13 protein-coding genes and 1 pseudogene are annotated in these 16314 nt (G+C 54.3%); 12 read left to right on the top strand and 2 right to left on the bottom strand.

Going from position 1 to position 16314, the window contains the following annotated elements; genetic code table 11:
- Positions 1–7 precede the first annotated feature (7 nt).
- The 11 genes from ACTJK5_RS18370 to ACTJK5_RS18420 all read left to right on the top strand — a co-directional run bounded on the left by ACTJK5_RS18370 (position 8) and on the right by ACTJK5_RS18420 (position 11842).
- Positions 8–484, top strand: a complete 477-nt coding sequence (locus tag ACTJK5_RS18370) for an Hcp family type VI secretion system effector (RefSeq protein ID WP_062426859.1) — start codon at positions 8–10, stop codon at positions 482–484.
- A 127-nt stretch (positions 485–611) separates the two neighbouring features.
- Positions 612–1112: a hypothetical protein gene (locus ACTJK5_RS18375; RefSeq protein ID WP_113225783.1), complete on the top strand. Its 501-nt coding sequence runs from the start codon at positions 612–614 to the stop codon at positions 1110–1112.
- Between the two features lie 157 nt (positions 1113–1269).
- The gene (gene tssI, locus ACTJK5_RS18380; RefSeq protein ID WP_440612973.1) at positions 1270–3384 is read left to right on the top strand and encodes a type VI secretion system tip protein TssI/VgrG; all 2115 of its coding nucleotides are present in this window, start codon (positions 1270–1272) and stop codon (positions 3382–3384) included.
- Between the two features lie 5 nt (positions 3385–3389).
- A complete protein-coding gene (locus ACTJK5_RS18385; protein WP_062597836.1) occupies positions 3390–4664 on the top strand; it encodes a hypothetical protein in 1275 nt (424 codons plus the stop codon).
- A gap of 8 nt (positions 4665–4672) precedes the next feature.
- Positions 4673–5887: a hypothetical protein gene (locus ACTJK5_RS18390; RefSeq protein ID WP_440599172.1), complete on the top strand. Its 1215-nt coding sequence runs from the start codon at positions 4673–4675 to the stop codon at positions 5885–5887.
- Between the two features lie 330 nt (positions 5888–6217).
- On the top strand, positions 6218–6661 hold the full coding sequence (locus ACTJK5_RS18395) for a hypothetical protein (RefSeq protein ID WP_440599171.1): 444 nt from the start codon (positions 6218–6220) through the stop codon (positions 6659–6661).
- A gap of 19 nt (positions 6662–6680) precedes the next feature.
- Positions 6681–7775 carry a DUF2169 family type VI secretion system accessory protein gene (locus ACTJK5_RS18400; RefSeq protein WP_162739548.1) on the top strand — a complete coding sequence of 365 codons (1095 nt, stop codon included), beginning with the start codon at positions 6681–6683 and terminating at the stop codon, positions 7773–7775.
- A 2-nt stretch (positions 7776–7777) separates the two neighbouring features.
- Positions 7778–8887 carry a DUF4150 domain-containing protein gene (locus tag ACTJK5_RS18405; protein ID WP_113225788.1) on the top strand — a complete coding sequence of 370 codons (1110 nt, stop codon included), beginning with the start codon at positions 7778–7780 and terminating at the stop codon, positions 8885–8887.
- Between the two features lie 21 nt (positions 8888–8908).
- Positions 8909–9841 carry a hypothetical protein gene (locus ACTJK5_RS18410; protein ID WP_440612974.1) on the top strand — a complete coding sequence of 311 codons (933 nt, stop codon included), beginning with the start codon at positions 8909–8911 and terminating at the stop codon, positions 9839–9841.
- A 28-nt stretch (positions 9842–9869) separates the two neighbouring features.
- Entirely contained in the window at positions 9870–10733 is an 864-nt protein-coding gene (locus tag ACTJK5_RS18415) for a hypothetical protein (protein WP_440612975.1), read from the top strand.
- A gap of 5 nt (positions 10734–10738) precedes the next feature.
- On the top strand, positions 10739–11842 hold the full coding sequence (locus ACTJK5_RS18420; protein ID WP_113260299.1) for a hypothetical protein: 1104 nt from the start codon (positions 10739–10741) through the stop codon (positions 11840–11842).
- 159 nt (positions 11843–12001) lie between these two features.
- Here the strand turns inward: ACTJK5_RS18420 and ACTJK5_RS18425 are convergent.
- Positions 12002–13190: pseudogene (locus tag ACTJK5_RS18425) on the bottom strand (IS3 family transposase).
- A 336-nt stretch (positions 13191–13526) separates the two neighbouring features.
- Positions 13527–14408 (bottom strand): (2Fe-2S)-binding protein, encoded by an 882-nt coding sequence (locus ACTJK5_RS18430; protein WP_144622156.1) that lies wholly within the window; start codon positions 14406–14408, stop codon positions 13527–13529.
- 618 nt (positions 14409–15026) lie between these two features.
- Between ACTJK5_RS18430 and ACTJK5_RS18435 the strand changes: the two genes are divergently transcribed.
- On the top strand, positions 15027–16289 hold the full coding sequence (locus tag ACTJK5_RS18435; protein WP_313556568.1) for a RhtX/FptX family siderophore transporter: 1263 nt from the start codon (positions 15027–15029) through the stop codon (positions 16287–16289).
- The last annotated feature ends 25 nt before the right edge of the window (positions 16290–16314 follow it).

Raw genomic sequence — 16314 nt, forward strand, 5'->3', positions numbered from 1 at the left:
TTACAGCATGCCAATTTATCTGCAGTTGGACGGTATTCAGGGTGATGCGACTCATCAGGAACATCGCAAGTGGATGGACATCGAAGCCATCCACTGGAATGTGACGCGAAACATGAACACCGCTGCGGGCTCTGCAGCAAACCGTGAAGCATCCGAGCCGACCATTTCGGAAGTCATTCTCACAAAGGTCAGCGACTCCTCCTCCACCAAGCTGTTTCAAGAAGCATGCGCTGGTCGCCAGGGTAAGACTGCTACCATTCACTTGGTAACAACTGGGGATCCCGGCAATACCTATATTCAGTATCTCCTTACCAATACGCTGATTGCCAGCTATTCGGTCGATTCCAGCGGTGACCGTCCCGTCGAGACGATCAAGCTGAATTTCACGAAGATCGAAGTGAAGTATACGCCTGCAGACGAAAACAATTCGCCGCAGTCTCCAATGATCGCATCTTACGATCTGGCGACGACCAAAGCCGCCTGAGGAAGTTGATCCGGTGCCCGTTCACAGGGCACCGGATCACCCCATCCGGGCTCTGCGGGCCAATAGCGCTGAAGCGCTGATGGAGCCGCGTAAATCGGTTGTACCGTCCACAAGGGAGGCGTCTTGAATGCCCAATTTTTCCGTTTCTACAGATAATTTTATCGTCCGGCCGGTTCGGCAAGATGAGGTCGTAGCCCCTCAAAAAATGGGTAGGGGACCAGATCTCTCCTATATGAGCCTCCCAGACGGCCCTAGACAATTTAATCAGCGGGCCGCAGTTGGCGGGGCTGCTGCTGCTGTCTTCAGCCAGGCTGCAGCTGCTCTGAACGAGGGCGCGATTTCCGTGTGGTTGCGGAAGTGGATACGGGCCAATGAAGCAAAGATTAGCCAGGCTCTCCTTCAGCACGGGCACAGCGCATTCGCCCTTCAAGTAAACTATGCTGTTGCAAACTCTTTCGGCAATCAGATGTTCTTGTCGAGGGATATATATCTTCTTGGCACCGCGCCCACGGCAAAGGAGATTGGGACCGTTCTCACCTCGGACGTGATGTTTGGGCCTAAAGCGGATGCCATTCCAAACAACGCGACGAAATTCAAATACGCTTATCTCGTAGGGGAACGTCGTTGACGGACGTTTGAGCAAATTGTGTAAGCTCGTTCGCTTGGCGAACAGGCAGTTCCAAGTATTGGAAGCAGGGTTGAGCCGCTTTGCTTCACAACAGGTCATAGTGAAAGCCACAGTCCATGCGTGTCGCTTCTCATTTGATTGATCGCGGAGAGAGACCATGACCGACCAGCCCTCATCGTCTGACTTTATCCAGGCGAGCCGCGTTCTGAAGGTCAAGTCCCCGCTGGGTGAAGACCAGCTTCTCCCCGAGCGCATGGTGATCCAGGAAGGCGTATCGCAACTCTTCGAGATCAACCTCAGCGTCCGCGCCAAGAAGGAAGCAGTCAAGCCCGAGGAACTGATCGGGCGTCTGGTCGATGTCTCTGTGGAGGTGCAACAGGGCGATGGCGAAGAAGGAAGTGGTGTGCGTCGCCCATTCAACGGTCTGGTGACGGAGCTGCATGAGGGCCCACCCATCACTCGCGGCCTTCGCTCCTACGCCATGACCATCCGCCCGCAAATGTGGCTGCTGTCACGCCGCTCCGACTGCCGCATCTGGATGGACAAGACGGTGGTTGAAATTGCCGAGACGCTGTTTTCCGAACACGGCATTCCGGCTTCCGACACATCCGGCATCATCACACCGCCGCCACCGCAGCACTACAGCGTTCAATGGAACGAAACGGACCTCGATTACCTCCTGCGCCGGTTCGAGGAGGACGGGCTGTTTTACTGGTTCAGTCATGAGGATGGCTCCCACAAGCTGCATGTGGCCGATAGCGCCAATGGTTGGCTTGGACCATCTCCTTCCGCTCAAGGTGAAGGCAGAGTGAGGCTGGCGCAGGGCTCTTCGGACCGCAACCACATCAATGACTGGGCGCGCCGCTTCTCCTACGTGCCGGGCCAGCGTGCCGGTGCCGACTGGAACTTCGAGACACCTTCGATGGTGCCAGGCACCATGACGCCATCTCTGGTGCAGATGCCGGACGCGACAAAGCGCGAGCTTTACGAATATCCTTCCCGCATCAAGACGGTGGCAGAAGCCGAACGCGCTCAGAAGCTTCGAACCCAGGCGATCGAAGCCGACCACGACCGCGTCTTCGGCGCATCCACCTCCCGCATCCTCGAAGCCGGACGGCGCTTTACGCCTCATGAAGTAGCCCATCCCGAGCATGAGTATGAAGAGCATGTGATCATCAAGGCGACCCACACTATCGTGGATCGCTCCTATGAGACAAACGGCAACGAACCGGAATACCGCAACAGCTTTGAGGCCATCCCGTCGCGCGTGCCGCTGACCCCGCACCGTACCACCAAGCGCCCGCGGATCGAGGGCACACAGGTGGCGATCGTTGCAGGACCGGCGGGAGAGGAAATCCACCCGGACCAATATGGCCGCATCAAGCTATGGTTTCCGTGGGACCGCAAGGCGAAGAAGGATGGCACCGATACCTGCTGGGTGCGGGTGGCACAGAATTGGGCGGGCGCCACCTGGGGCGGCCAGATCATCCCCCGCATCGGTATGGAGGTGATGGTTGCCTTCGTCGATGGCGATCCGGATCGACCACTGGTCACCGGTGTCGTCCCCAACCCAGCCAATGGCGTCCCTTACGAGCTTCCCGCTAACAAAACGCGCATGGTGCTGCGCTCTAATACCCATAAAGGCACCGGCTTTAACGAACTGTCCTTCGAGGACGAGGCAGGCAAGGAGCAGCTTTTTCTGCATGCGCAAAAGGATCATGATGTCCACGTGCTGAACGACACCCGCGAGCGGGTGGAACACGATCGCCATCAGCATGTGGCAAATGACAAGACGGGCTTCGTTGGTGGCGACTATGAGCAGGTGGTCGCCGGCAACGTGTCGATTGCGGTGGGACAAAACAAGCTGACCGAATATCTTCTTTCACGCACGATGAACATGTTCGGCAATTTCTCAGACTTCATGCAGAAGATGCGGATTCCCGATCCGTTCAACTTCGCCAAAGGCAACTATCAAATGTTTATTGAGAAGAACAAATCAGAGATCGTCCATGGTGGCAGCTCTGAAATCGTGGGCGTCGCGAAATCAATAATCGTCGGGAATCTTTTTCAGACCACCGTTGGGAAGAAGATGAGTTTGATTGTGCGTGGACGTTACGATGCCGATATCGGAAGGATTCACAATATTAATGTCGGCGAGCAGTTCAATATTCGTGTCGGTGAAAATGTGCTGATCACGATGTCGAAGGAAGGTGACGTGACGATTAAGGCCAAGCGTATTCGGTTCAAGGCCGACCGAATCGATGAGAACTAATCGCCATGAGCGACAAGTCCCAACCGCAGGCGAAAAATCTTGAGGCGTGGCGCGGCAATCCCAACTTTGCGCCTATTCTACCGCCTCTGCCTTTACGGAGCTCAAGGCAGGAGCATGCGCTACGACAAGTTGTTCGCAAAGATTTGGAAGGGTTCTGTCCGGCTCCATCCTCGCAAAATGTCCGGCCTCCCTTCCTACCCGGCTACGAGCCTGTCTCATACAATCCTTGGCAATTCCCTCCTAACCCATACGGCGCCGTCAGTCCGCTGGTTGGCGGGCAAACGCCACAGCCGCATCAGAATACGCTTCTGTCCAGCGACGGTTTTGCGACGGATGCATCTTATACCGAGACAAACGGCGACCCCCATAAGGTCGCCGAGGAAGCGGAGCATCGTCCTGCCAACGAGCTCATAAAGGAAGAAGACGGAAAGGACGAGGATAAGTCGAGCGATCCAGAAGTCGCAGCAACCGCGAAATCCAAGGTTGAATCTGAAGAGGCTTACGAAAGGTCGAATACGAGATGGGCCGACGGGTCCAGGGGGAGTAAGCAAGGGCACACCTCGACATACAAGGAAACCGGAAAACCCATCAAAGGAAAGTACGAGATGGGTGCAAGTGTCGAGCAGAAATATGATGAAAAGTCATATTTTTCTTCTGAGGACAAGGATGGCTTTGCTCAGGGCAAGACAGGTTTTCTCAACAGAACGACCAAATCGTCAGCCGGCGTAGCGATTTCCGACGATTGGGCAGGGGGTAATACAAATATTACCGCGAAAGCGGGAGCATCGGCGTCTGCCAGCCTTCTAGAAATGAGTGGCACACTCAATAAAGATGGACTGGTAAATGCTAACGGCGGCGTCGATGTTATGAAAGGGGAAGCAATTGCCGAAGCGGGCGTAAAGCTTGGCGCATATAATGGCTCACCAACTGTAACAGCCCAGGGCAAGGTCGGCGTGGATCTGACCCTCGCGCAGGTGAAAGGCGGATTGGGAGTATCGGTTACACCGTATCGTGCGGGCAATTTCGTCGTCCATGCCTTCAACGGCATTGCCGAATGGGCGGAGTGGGATGCGCGGCTTGGGGAGATCGATAAAAGCTGGGATTGGGGCGTCTTCATTGAGCTTGGAGGAGAGGCGGGAATTGGCGCCTCAGCGACGGCAGAAGCCGAACTAGGCACCCTCGATGACGGCAAAACGGGTTTTAGGGCTAAAGCAAAAGCGGCACTTGGACCTAGTGCCGGAGCAAAGCTTGGTCTTGGCGTGCAATCTCCGACAAAATAGGCTTAGTGATGCTAAAAGGAAAATCTAACCCGCAGGACATCGGTAAAGTATGCCGAAACGCACTTCTTACAATCGGGATGTCCATGCTTTCCAACTTTTTCCTCTCCGAGGTGGCGATGGCCCAGACCTATTCTACAGAGAGAATTCTTGCAACGACCACCGAAATCTCAGGCAAGTTCTCACGAAAAAAAATTGATCTCGGTGAGACCGGATTCAGTTTCTCAACCATCTTGGATGACAGCTTGCATATTTGGACAGAGCCTTCACCCTCTAAAGAGGGCGTGATCGCGCGTATCTACGATCCGGAAAACCGAGACAAGCTGATGATCGAGGTGCAGCGCATTCAGTTTGCCTCTTTCGCCGATGCAAAAACTGCTGGATACGGCTTCCTAGCCCTAAACGGCTATAATCGGATTCTCCAGGACACGACCAGGACGAACAGCGTATTTGGTTTCCTCGCGGCAAGCGAGTTTAAGGAGGGAACTGGCTATGGTCGTATGGCCCGGCTCGCAGCTATCAGTCATGGACGCGAGGTTCTAATCATTCAGGCAACTTTCGACTATGGGGATTATCCTCGCTTCGAGGATGCTCTGTCGCGCTTTTTTGGCGGGATCCAGATGGAGAACGACAGCGAAGCCATTAAAAGCCTGAAGCAAGAAACTGCTAAATCCGGGGAGGTTTTCCTCTACCCGCGTGGCTGGGACCTGAAAATAGTCGATAGCAGCAACAAGCCGGAGGGAACGTCTGATTACAATCTCTCTTTAGGTGGCGAGGAATATCCCAATATCGTCGTCCATATCCGCCCTGTGGATTTGGCGAAAGGCACAGAAATCGCCATGGATATGATATCCACCTTTACTAAGCAGATAGATGACAGTGCGCAGGCCTCATTTGTTGGGGACGCGGACATGGAAACCATCAAAAGCCACTCGGGCGAAATTCTTGCACATTCCTATGCGCGAGGATGGGACACGAAGAGCGGCGGGCATTTCGTGACGGAGATTTATGTCCAGAAAAACGCTACGCCGTCTTCTATCTCGGTTCTGGGACTGAACACCTACGACGCGCGCAGGAACATCGCTTCCTTCGACAAGGATGCCCAGCAGATTATTTTCAAGGGATGGGTAACGGGGGTTTCCGCATATTCGGCGGCGAAAATCTCACTAGGGCAAGCATACAAGGAGATTGAGCAGGAGTTTGAACTGCGAGCGGTTGGACGTTGATCCGGTCGCCAGCTTACTGCGACGCGCAGAGTGGAGTCAGGAGTAACCCATGAGCACTATGGAAGACAACCAAGTCTCTACATGGAGGGCCGTTCTCGCCTTCATTCTAGATTTTCTGACCTCTTTCATAGTTATTGGATACATCATTGCCATCCTTTTGGGGGAACAACTGATGCAGGCTTTGAACTCAAGGGCGGGCCGGCATTCCTGCTTTTCGCAGTTGTCGTCGCGTATTTCATAGTGTTCAACCGTTTCTTCAGCGGCACAATCTGAAACACCTTCTTAAGGCGAAACGCTATCTTTTTCGCTAACCAGGGGAGCAACATCATCATGAAGCACGATATCTCTGCTGATCTCTCGTCGGGTCTTCAACCGATCGAGGCCGCCTCCGGTCTGGATCGGTTCGGCCTCCATCTGATCCTTGACGTTTCGGCCGCAGGCGTGCCAACCGTCGCTGGCATCGATCCCGGCCGAGTGATGGCAGGAAATCCATTTGCTCAGGATGCTGTGGGATGCTTGGCGATCGGTATGGAGCTGGCGACTGGCCAAGTGCTGTTGATCGGTCATGTGACCATCGACACAATCGCCCGGACCTTCTCACAGGGTGTAACGTCGACAGTAAGCACGGTGTCTGAGAAGCCCCTTTGCCTGAAATGCGGTCGTTCGGAACTACGGCTCTATCCAGATGGCCGCATCCGTATACTAGGGGACGATGTGTCCATTGAGGCGCTGGGACGCACGGCTCTGAAAGGTGCGGTGGTCGAACTCAATTGAAACCAAGAGGATGGGCTCGATGTGGACGCTTGCCAACCGAACGCCATTTGCCGCTTTCGCGGGCTTTGACCGCGACAAGGAAGGCCGCAGCTACTGGTTCGTCTGGGCAAAAGGAACTTTTCGCATGCGCCACGGACGGTCGTGCCTGTTCGAGCGCAAGCAAATCGATCTTTTTCGTGCCCCTGTCTACCGCGCCGAAGTCGGCACAAGTGAGTTGATGGCTGATACTGATATCGGTCTTCCCAAAGCAAGGCCCGATTTCCTTTTGACCGGCCACGCCTACCGCCCGGCTTCGACATCCAGAAACGAGGCGTTCGAGGTTTCAGCCTCTATCGGATCTTGGTCCAAGTCCCTTTCCGTCCAGCCCGCTATGATCCGCTTTGGAAGAACGGCGGAGCTATTGCAGGATGACGACGACGCGCCAGTCTTTCTTGGCTTTAGCAATGCTTTCGGCGGCACCGACGCGGACAGCGAAGCCGGCCGTTCGCAGGAATTTGCGGAGAACCCATTGGGTCTTGGTTACTGGGTGTCCGAAGCCGCCGCAAGAGGAAAGGCGCTTCCGCGCCTTTACGTGCCGGGGGCTTCCCCCCTCACCAAATGGAACGACCGTGCAAAGCCGGCAGCTTTTTCCGCTATCCCGAAATCCTGGCCACAACGGGCGCAATATTCAGGCACCTACGACGAAAATTGGATGCGGAGAAAATCGCCGCTGCTACCCGACGACCTTCAGGAAGACTACTGGCAATGTGTGCCTGCAGACCAGCAACTCGATAAAACGCCGCCCGTGGGTCAGACGATCACACTCACTAATGTGCTGCCGGACGGCGGCGATGCGTCTCTGAGGCATTTCACGACCGAAATGCCGACGTTGGAGTTCGAGCTGACAACGCGTTTCAAGCACCGTTGGCAGGAGACGTCCATGACGCTGCAAACTATCCATCTTTTTCCGGATGAGGGTTTGCTAACGTTAGCCTATTGCGGCGCTATGCCTCTACTAAGCGCTACCAACGATGTGCTGGTCGAGCGCAGTGAACTTGTACTGCGTGGCCATTCTGGTTTCCGCGTGCGGCCGGACGATATGGACTGCTTCGACGGTCTTGGCATGGAGGTTTGACGATGCCCAACACTGTCTCCACTAATGGGCTGACAATGTCGCATAAGGGCACCGGCGGGTATGAGAAGAACTCGACTCCAGATGTTTGCTTAACTCCCTCCGGCCCTGTCCCTGTTCCCTACTCAATCATCTCTTTTTCTAAAGACCTTATTCGTGGAACGCGGACGGTTTTTGCCGATGGCGGGCATTCGGTGGCAGTCAAGGGGTCTGCACATACTCCTGGTTACGGCGACGAGCCGGGCACCCAAAAAGGGGTGATGTCCGGTACAAATATGCACGAATCCACTTGGATCACCTATTCGCCGAATGTCTATGCCGAAGGCAGGAACATATGCCGTTTATCGGACAAGCTGTTTATGAACAACAAGAACTGCATATCCGGCGCCGGCGGACACTACGAGCCACCTGCCCAGTTGGAAGAACTGGTGAAGGAGCTTTGCAGGATTTTCTGTCAGGTTCGCGATGAATGGCACGAGTGCAAAAAAAAAGGCGGCAGTTGCAAGCGTCCTTCGACCTTGGCCAAAGAGCGAACAGCCGACGCGCTCAAAAGCGGGGACAGCCGCCTGTCGAAGGCCATCGCCAGAAAATTTCCCGGCGCTGTTGGACATGCCGAGAAGACATTTTTCGGTTCAGCAGACAAAATTTTCGACGGAGCCAGAAAGATCTATGATCAGTCCGCTATGAAGGCCGCTATAAAGCGGCAGATCGACAAACTAGTAAAAAGGAGAATCGTCGAGAAGGGTATGAAGATGGCCGGTAAAGCTTGGATGAAGCTTGTGCCCGGCCTCAATGTGCTCTCCACGATAGTGGATGCCGCAGACCTCGCTTACACTGGCTATGAAATTTACGACATGATTCAGCAGTCGCAAACGGTCATAGACAAGGCTATCAAAGTGGTCCCCGACGTTGGTATTCAGGGTAAGGACGGTGATCTGATCGAAGTCTATGACTATAAGTTTGACGATCCTGAGACGGGTTACCAGGATGAATGGCAGAGGAAGCAGCAGCAAGAGCAAGCCTATCGGCGTGCTTCGGGCAGGTCACCTAAAAAAATCGACAATGACACCTGCCGGTGCGACAAGAAGGGCGGCTTGGTTGTGCCTTCCAGCTAGTAAACGTAATTGGAGGCCTTGATGCCTGATTTCATTCTTTATGAAGGAGAGCCGATTGCCGTGCCGGCTTTTCGCATCATCGCGATCATCGATGGTGACATACATGCCGATCGCAATCGAAAGATACTGGCTTCGATCTACGCAAAATTCGAGGCGCTTTTCGGTGAGAGAGCCAATGTTTCTTCCTACAATTTCACGGGATATACAGGTAAGATTCGGTGGACGAACCTCAAGATCATTGAAGACGGTCGTTCGTTTTTCGAAAATCAGAGTACAGAATATGGCGAGGGCCTCAGACGGTACGGCTACGCTCTCGATAGTTTTAAGGAGCCAGCCCTTCCGTTTTTCGGAGTTGAGCAGCGAAGTTATTTCAACTTTCTCGAGATTGCTATACCTGAAGACAATAACGCTGCGATGGATTTTGCGAATTTCGTGACAGAGCAGCTCATCAAGGCGCCGGTGATCAGCGGTGTCATGGGGATGGGCTTTTTTCTGCCTCCTTACAAAAGTAGCTTGCAGTTTATGATGGGCGGCACGACAGCTAGATATAGAGCCGCGATCGATGTCACGCCAGATATGCTCATGGACGGCCTCCGCAAGGAAGGCTCAGCTTATCGATGGAAGCCAGGAGAGCGACCGGGCATCTGCGATATCGGCTGGCGCACGTTTGTGGGCATTGAGTTCTGGGATCGTCTCCCCGATCACTCGGAGTTCAACAAAACGCTGGATGTACAAGTGGAAAAATCCGGCGGCGTTCTTTGCATAACCGCTGGCGATCGCCCGATCTGGGGTGACCTAAATATGGGTGAAGATATCGGAGCCTATAAGGCAGTAGCACGTTATCTTGCTCCTATTCGCATGCCACATGGCGCTTTGGAAGCATTCGCGTTCGGTGGCACCGGCACGCCGGAACAGAAGGATAAGGTAGAAGCCTATCTGACACGTTTTGATTAAGCCGCGCTCCCCAGAACTGAGAGTATCTATGTCCAGCGCCATCAAAGAAATAATCGTACAATCGGGCTCCCTGCCGCTCTATCTCCGAACGTTCCGGATCAATGTGCATTATTGCGCGGGAATGTTTCCTGACATCGAGCGGCAGGATACGATCGAAGAGGCTTTTGCAGAGTTGCAGGACGCTTTTCAGTTGGGTTTTTTCTGCTGGGATTATTTCCCCACCCGCGAAACGGCGAAGGTGACGCTGGAGTGGAACGCAGATAGTCATATGACCGTCGATGTTGTAGGCAATGGCCTGCACTATAACGCGCTGGTGGCCACGGTCCGGTTGGTCGTCAATCTTCATCATACGAATCTTGAGACATATGAATCTCTCAAGAGCCTGCTCAGAGACGATATAGACGCGTTGCCCAAACCCAAGGCCTTTCGCGAGACCGTAGCCTCTTTGGTCATATCCGAGATGGATCGCGCTGATCAGCGGATGGTGGTCACTCCAGATGTCCTAACCTATGCCGAGGAAGGGATAATCTTCCCTGCTTACGCGCCGCTGCAAGGAGCGATGAATGAGGACTTTATGGACAACGGCGGTGTGAAATTGGATAGACTGATTATTACATCGCCAGTCGATAAGTTTCTTCCATCCCAAGACCTTGAAAAAATTGAGGACTATTTTCTCCGTTTGGTCGACAGCGGCGTATTTACGTCCATGGATAAGCTTGACCAACAAATTCGAGATAACGAAGCTGAAATATTCGAACGTAAGTGTGGCGATGAGATCCAACTGCTTCTTGGAGACTATCATGAACAAAAATACGGGGTTGTGGAATTTCTGAACGTCATCTCTGGCGGTGACATCAACCGTCTGGTCATTAGCGATGAGAGCGACGGTTGACGTCTATGTTTACGGTTCTTGAATGTGGTCTCTCGTCCGCTTTAGGCGCGGGCGTCGATGCGACACATGCCTCACTGGAGGAAGAGAAATCTGCCCTCTTTCGGTATGAAACGTTTATTGGCAGCGATTTTCAACCGCAACTCTGCGCTTTCAGGCAAAAAGACAGGATCGGCAAACTTGCATACCGTTTGCGTGAGTTGCTTCATGAGGCAACTGCTGATCTAATTGCGCGCTTGGCCTTTCGCGATGAACCGTTGTCAGCTTTAAGTGGCCGAGGAGCAAAGTTGATCCTCATCCTTCCGGAAGTCGACGAGTCGAGCGGGCTCGATAAGGCCTCACTTGCAGTTGTCGGTCGCAACCTGATAAATGACATGAGCAATAGCCTATCTAACAGGTTAGGTATTGTCATCTCAGAAACGGTGATAAGGGCCGCCGGCCACGCCGGGGTAGGATCTGCAGTTGCGGATTGCCTCATGGAGCCGTCAAAGGAGCGCGATAATGTCGTTTTGATTGCGGCAGTGGACAGCTATAATGATCGGCAGCGGCTGAACCGGCTCAATGATCAGAGACGCCTCTTCAACCAACAAAATCAATTTGGCTTCATTCCAGGTGAAGCAGCTGGCATCCTTTTATTCAGGAGAGAGACCGAGGTCACCCCATCTTTGAAGGTTGTGGGTGCGGGACATAGGGTGGAGCCTGTCAGAGAGTACCAAGAGGCTGACAGTGTCTTCAATGCGTTAAGCGAGGCAGCATTCGTGGCGACAGATCTCGCCTTTAGCGGGCGTAGAGAAATGTCGATCAGTGCCTGGATCGCCGATTGGAACAACAGTCGCTACCGCGCCACCGAATTGTCTTTTGCTATTCACCGCCTGAACTCTGCCTGCTTGAAGAGTGACCTGCTACCCGTTTTTCCTGCGTTGCAGTTCGGTGATGTTGGTGCTGCGTATGGATGCCTTGCGATCGCTTTAGCGAGGTCAGCAAGAACGTTCTCCCTTACATTCGGCTCAGAGCATACCAATGCTGACACTGGCTATGAAGAGCTGTTTCTAGTATCAGCGGGCAGTATAATGAGTGGTTTGCGGTCGGCGATGGTCTTGTCACGTGGCTGACCCCGCCTCACTATTGAAAGCACGCTGAAGGTAAAAGCTTGCAGTCGCAACTAAAGGGTCAAAAAATCTGTAGAGAAAAGGGATAAGGGTATGAGCTCGGTTATGAGTTGTTGGAACATCAGAAAGTATTCACGCCCCTGGTGACCTGCCACTGAATTTTCATCCGGCGGCGATTAGAGCCTCGGTGGTTTTCGATACGCCAAATGGCGCTGTTTGAGCAACCGGCGGAAACTTGTAGCCTTCATCTTGCGCACCGTTGGAGCCGGTTGCGGCGATGAGCTCGGCATAGTCTGCCGGGGTTTGATATCCGAGCGATGAGTGTGGCCGGAAATGATTATAGTCGTTGGTCCATTCGTCGATGGCGCTACGGGCATGATCGAGGCCAAAGAACAGGCTTTCGTTCAAGAGTTCGTCACGCATGCGGCCGTTGAAGGATTCGACGTAACCATTCTGCATCGGTTTTCCGGGCGCAATGTAGTGCCATTCGACCTTGTGATCTTTCGACCAGGCCAGGATTGCGTTCGACGTGAACTCCGTGCCGTGATCGGAGACGATCATGCCGGGCTTACCGCGTCGTTCGATCAGCATCGTTAGTTCGCGAGCAACACGACGGCCGGAGATCGATGTGTCCGGGATTGCGGCGAGGCATTCGCGTGTGACGTCGTCCATGACATTGAGCACGCGGAAGCGCCTGCCACAGGCGAACTGGTCGTAGACGAAATCCAGTGACCAGCGGGCATTGGCCTTCGCCTCGACCGGATCGGAGCGCGTGTGCCGACGGCACGTCGTCGGGCCTTTCGCTTGCGGACCGACAGGCCTTCCTCTCGGTATAGCCGGTAGATTCGGTTGACGCCGGACGGCTCTCCCTCCCGCCGAAGCAGGATGAACAGTCGCCGATATCCGAAGCGTCGTCGCTCGTTGGCGAGATCGCGCAGCCTCGTCCACAGTTCGACTTCCGGCGCGCGGCAGGACCGATAGCGTATCGTCTTTCGGTCAGCGGATATGATCTGGCAGGCCCGCCGTTCCAAAAGGCGCATGACGGACTTCAGATGCGCGACGGCGTCACGCTCGGCGGCAGGCCCTACCATTTTTTTGAAAGAAGCTCGCGAAGTGCAGCCACATCCAACATCTGTTCGGCCAGCAGCTTCTTCAGTTTGGCATTCTCTTCTTCGAGCGCCTTCAGACGTTTTGCCTCAGAGACCTCCATCCCACCGTATTTGGCTTTCCAGTTGTAAAATGTTGCCTCAGAAATCCCGTGCTTCCGGCACAGGTCGACGGCTCTAGCCTCCGCTTCTTGCTCCTTCAGCACTGCAATAATCTGCTCTTCCGTAAATCTCTGCTTCTTCATGCGTCCGTCCTCAATGGACAGGACTCTAATCCATTCTGGATGAAAATTCTCAGTGGCAGGTCACCGCGGCAAAAGCGGAGTTAAAGGTTTGGGATTTGCGGCCTATTAGGAAGCAGGATGGGACTGTGGTGTGCAGTGATCTCTAGCGTCATCTGTGCTGCGTTAGCGATTGCTCAGGCTGAGGGGGAGAGCGCTCCGGCTCCGGTGACTGCTGCTTCACCGGCAAAGGATTCAGCTTCGCTAGTGAGTGATCCGATGCGCTGGGCGCACAAAAATCCGTGGAAGGCCGGGTTGGTGGTGGTCGCTGGCGTCGTGACGGGTGGTGCAATGGATCAATTAGGAAACGCCAAGTTGGTCGCGCAGCGCGCGACGAAGTTCGTCGTCTCTATCTGCCGGGGTTTTCAAGACACAGGTAGAACAATATGTGCCATCTTCCACTTGATAAAATCGGCAGCAGCCACCGCGCTGCAGGAAAGTTTCGCGAACCTCCTGTTGATGTTGGTCGAATTCAGCCAGCTCGAAGTAATGAAGCTCGCGATTGGCCAACGGCGAGCCGGGAACTTTCAGAATGCGCATCGCCGCTGCCTTCGCCGTTTCGGCGGTGTCAAACCGGCGTCCGGTCTCCAGAAAGAGGTAGGCGATCGCGTCGCCCGCTAAGCGCCAAAGGGCAGCACGTGAAAGCCCCGTGTTCGTATGGATCTGCTCGACAACGGGACGAAAATGCTTCTCAAGCTCGTTTCTGAACCTCTCGCCATCAATGTCATTGTCCAACTGACCGTACCAAAAGAGAGATTCGACGAACTGAACGTGGGCACGTCGAGCACGGTATATCTTTCCTTCATGCAATTTTTCGGTCGTATAGAAACAAAGTCCGACGGATGTGGGTGAGAGGTCGGGAATAAGGCCGAAACCGGTAAACAGCGGAACGGTTGCAGCGGCCAATATGTAGCTGTAGTCGTTCATCAGCAGCGCCCCGGCTGTCTTGAGATCGACGCCTGCATATCGCGATTGTTCGAAAAGGATAAACTCCTCGATGGCTGTGTGGTCGGAGAAAAATGTTTGGGCGCTGATCCATTCGGCACTTTCCGATCCGATCTCTGCGCGGACCTCAGGAAGATATGCCGCTTGCGCAGCAAGCGCACGCTGAAGGAATGCTTCCTTCGTGCAGGGAGTCGACGACCATGTGGTGGCCTTTGACGGTACACAACGGTCTGCCATCAGGAAAATGTTTCCTTTCGTCCCAGCAACCAGAGAAAATAAGGTCCTCCGATCGGCGCGGCGAAGAAGTTAAGCAGCGTCTTGTAACAATAGAAAACGATCCGCACTCGCCTGAGCACTGAGACAATGACGCCGGATCCGCAGTAACGAAAACGCAGTACACCCACGACAGAGAGATCTTCGAGTCTGTTTTCCATCCGCTGCTGGTTGTGCTCCAGGATATAACTTGTGTCTCAGTATCAAGTTCTCGATTTGGCAGCAATCTCCAATTCGCGAGAGTGGGCGACCGCATTCTCCTTTAGGTCCGGGTTGAAGCGGGTCCCCGTGCTCTAGAAATTAGTGGAACAAGACTTCACGCGATCGAGATAAGAGCCTGACGAAGGACGCAAATCTGTCCATAGACGCAATTGTTGTTGAACTGCCAGCTTCAGTTCTGACACGTCGAAACCTGTTCGCAATTGTCCTAAACAAGTTCGTTCATATCCAAGCATGTCCTTGAAGATGATATAAAGATGATAAAAATACTCCTGTTTAAATGCTTTGGAACAGACCGGCGTTTGAGACGCTGAAAAACTTCAACGGTCTGCGGTGTTCCTGGCTCATCAATGCGGTTCTTGCATGGCCCAAATCGACGACGCGATCTCCGGTAACGCTACCCCGACCTCTGCTTTCGAGCGGCGGTTAATGGTTGTGCTGGGAGGGCTTTACCTTGCTCAGGGGATACCGACCTATCTGCTTCTGGTGGCATTACCGCCGATCATGCGTGAAAGCGGAGCATCGCGCACGGCTATCGGGCTGTTCTCGTTGTTGATGTTGCCGCTCATCTTGAAGTTTGCGGTTGCGCCTTTGGTAGATCGGTGGTCTCCGTTTCCTAAGCTCGGCCATCGCCGCGGCTGGGTGATCCCAACACAGCTGCTCGTCAGCGCGGGGATTGCTTCGATGGCGCTGGTGGAGCCGAGCGAGGCTGCCGTTCTGTTCGCAATCTGCATATCGATTACGCTTGTGTCCTCCGTGCAGGACATTGCAACGGACGGTTACGCTGTCAGACGGCTGACGGACAGGAACCGCTCGATGGGTAACGCCGTCCAGGCGGGGGCTGTTGCGCTCGGCGTTATCATCGGCGGCACAGCGGCGCTCGTCGTCTTTCATGTTGCGGGATGGCGCACGATGATTCTGCTGGTCGCCGCGCTATCGTTGTTGCCGCTGCTGGCCGCCATGGCGATGAAGCCCGAAGCGCCCACGGCGAAAGAGAAAAAGCGCGCCAGCCTAGCCGGGTTCTTCCGTCGCCCTAATGCCTGGTTGATCCTTGGTTTTGCGCTGACATACCGGGCGAGTGAAGGTCTCGTTCGCGGTATGGAAGGCACCTATCTGGTTGACAGCGAGGTTCCGACCGACTGGATCGGTTACCTTTCCGGTGGAGCGGCAGCCACTGCGGGCCTCATTGGCGTAGCGATCGCTGCTTTCATCATCCGCAAGTTTGGTCTGACAACAACACTTATCCTGCTTGGCGGCCTCAGAAGCCTTTGCTTCCTCGCCTTCGCCCTGAACGCATTCGGCGTGTGGCCCGGTATGTGGGTCGCAATGTCGGCCTCGGCATTCCAGACGCTGATCCGTTACATGGAGCTGGTGGCCATTTATTCCTTCTTCATGAAGAACTCATCGGATGATCAACCGGGAACGGATTTCACCATTCTCACCTGCGCTGAGCTGATCGTTTACATGGCGGGGGCGTCTGCAGCTGGCCTTATCGCCGACCGCGTAGGTTACTCGGCTCTATTTTCGACGGCAACGGTGCTGTCGCTTGCGGGAATGGGACTATCGGTCTGGTTCCTTCGAAAGCTCGGGCGCTGTCCGAGGGCACCTGTTTCGGCAGGTGCCTGATACGGACGCGAATCCACAACAATTC

Source organism: Agrobacterium sp. 22094, assembly GCF_052046015.1.
Classification (GTDB): domain Bacteria; phylum Pseudomonadota; class Alphaproteobacteria; order Rhizobiales; family Rhizobiaceae; genus Agrobacterium; species Agrobacterium cavarae.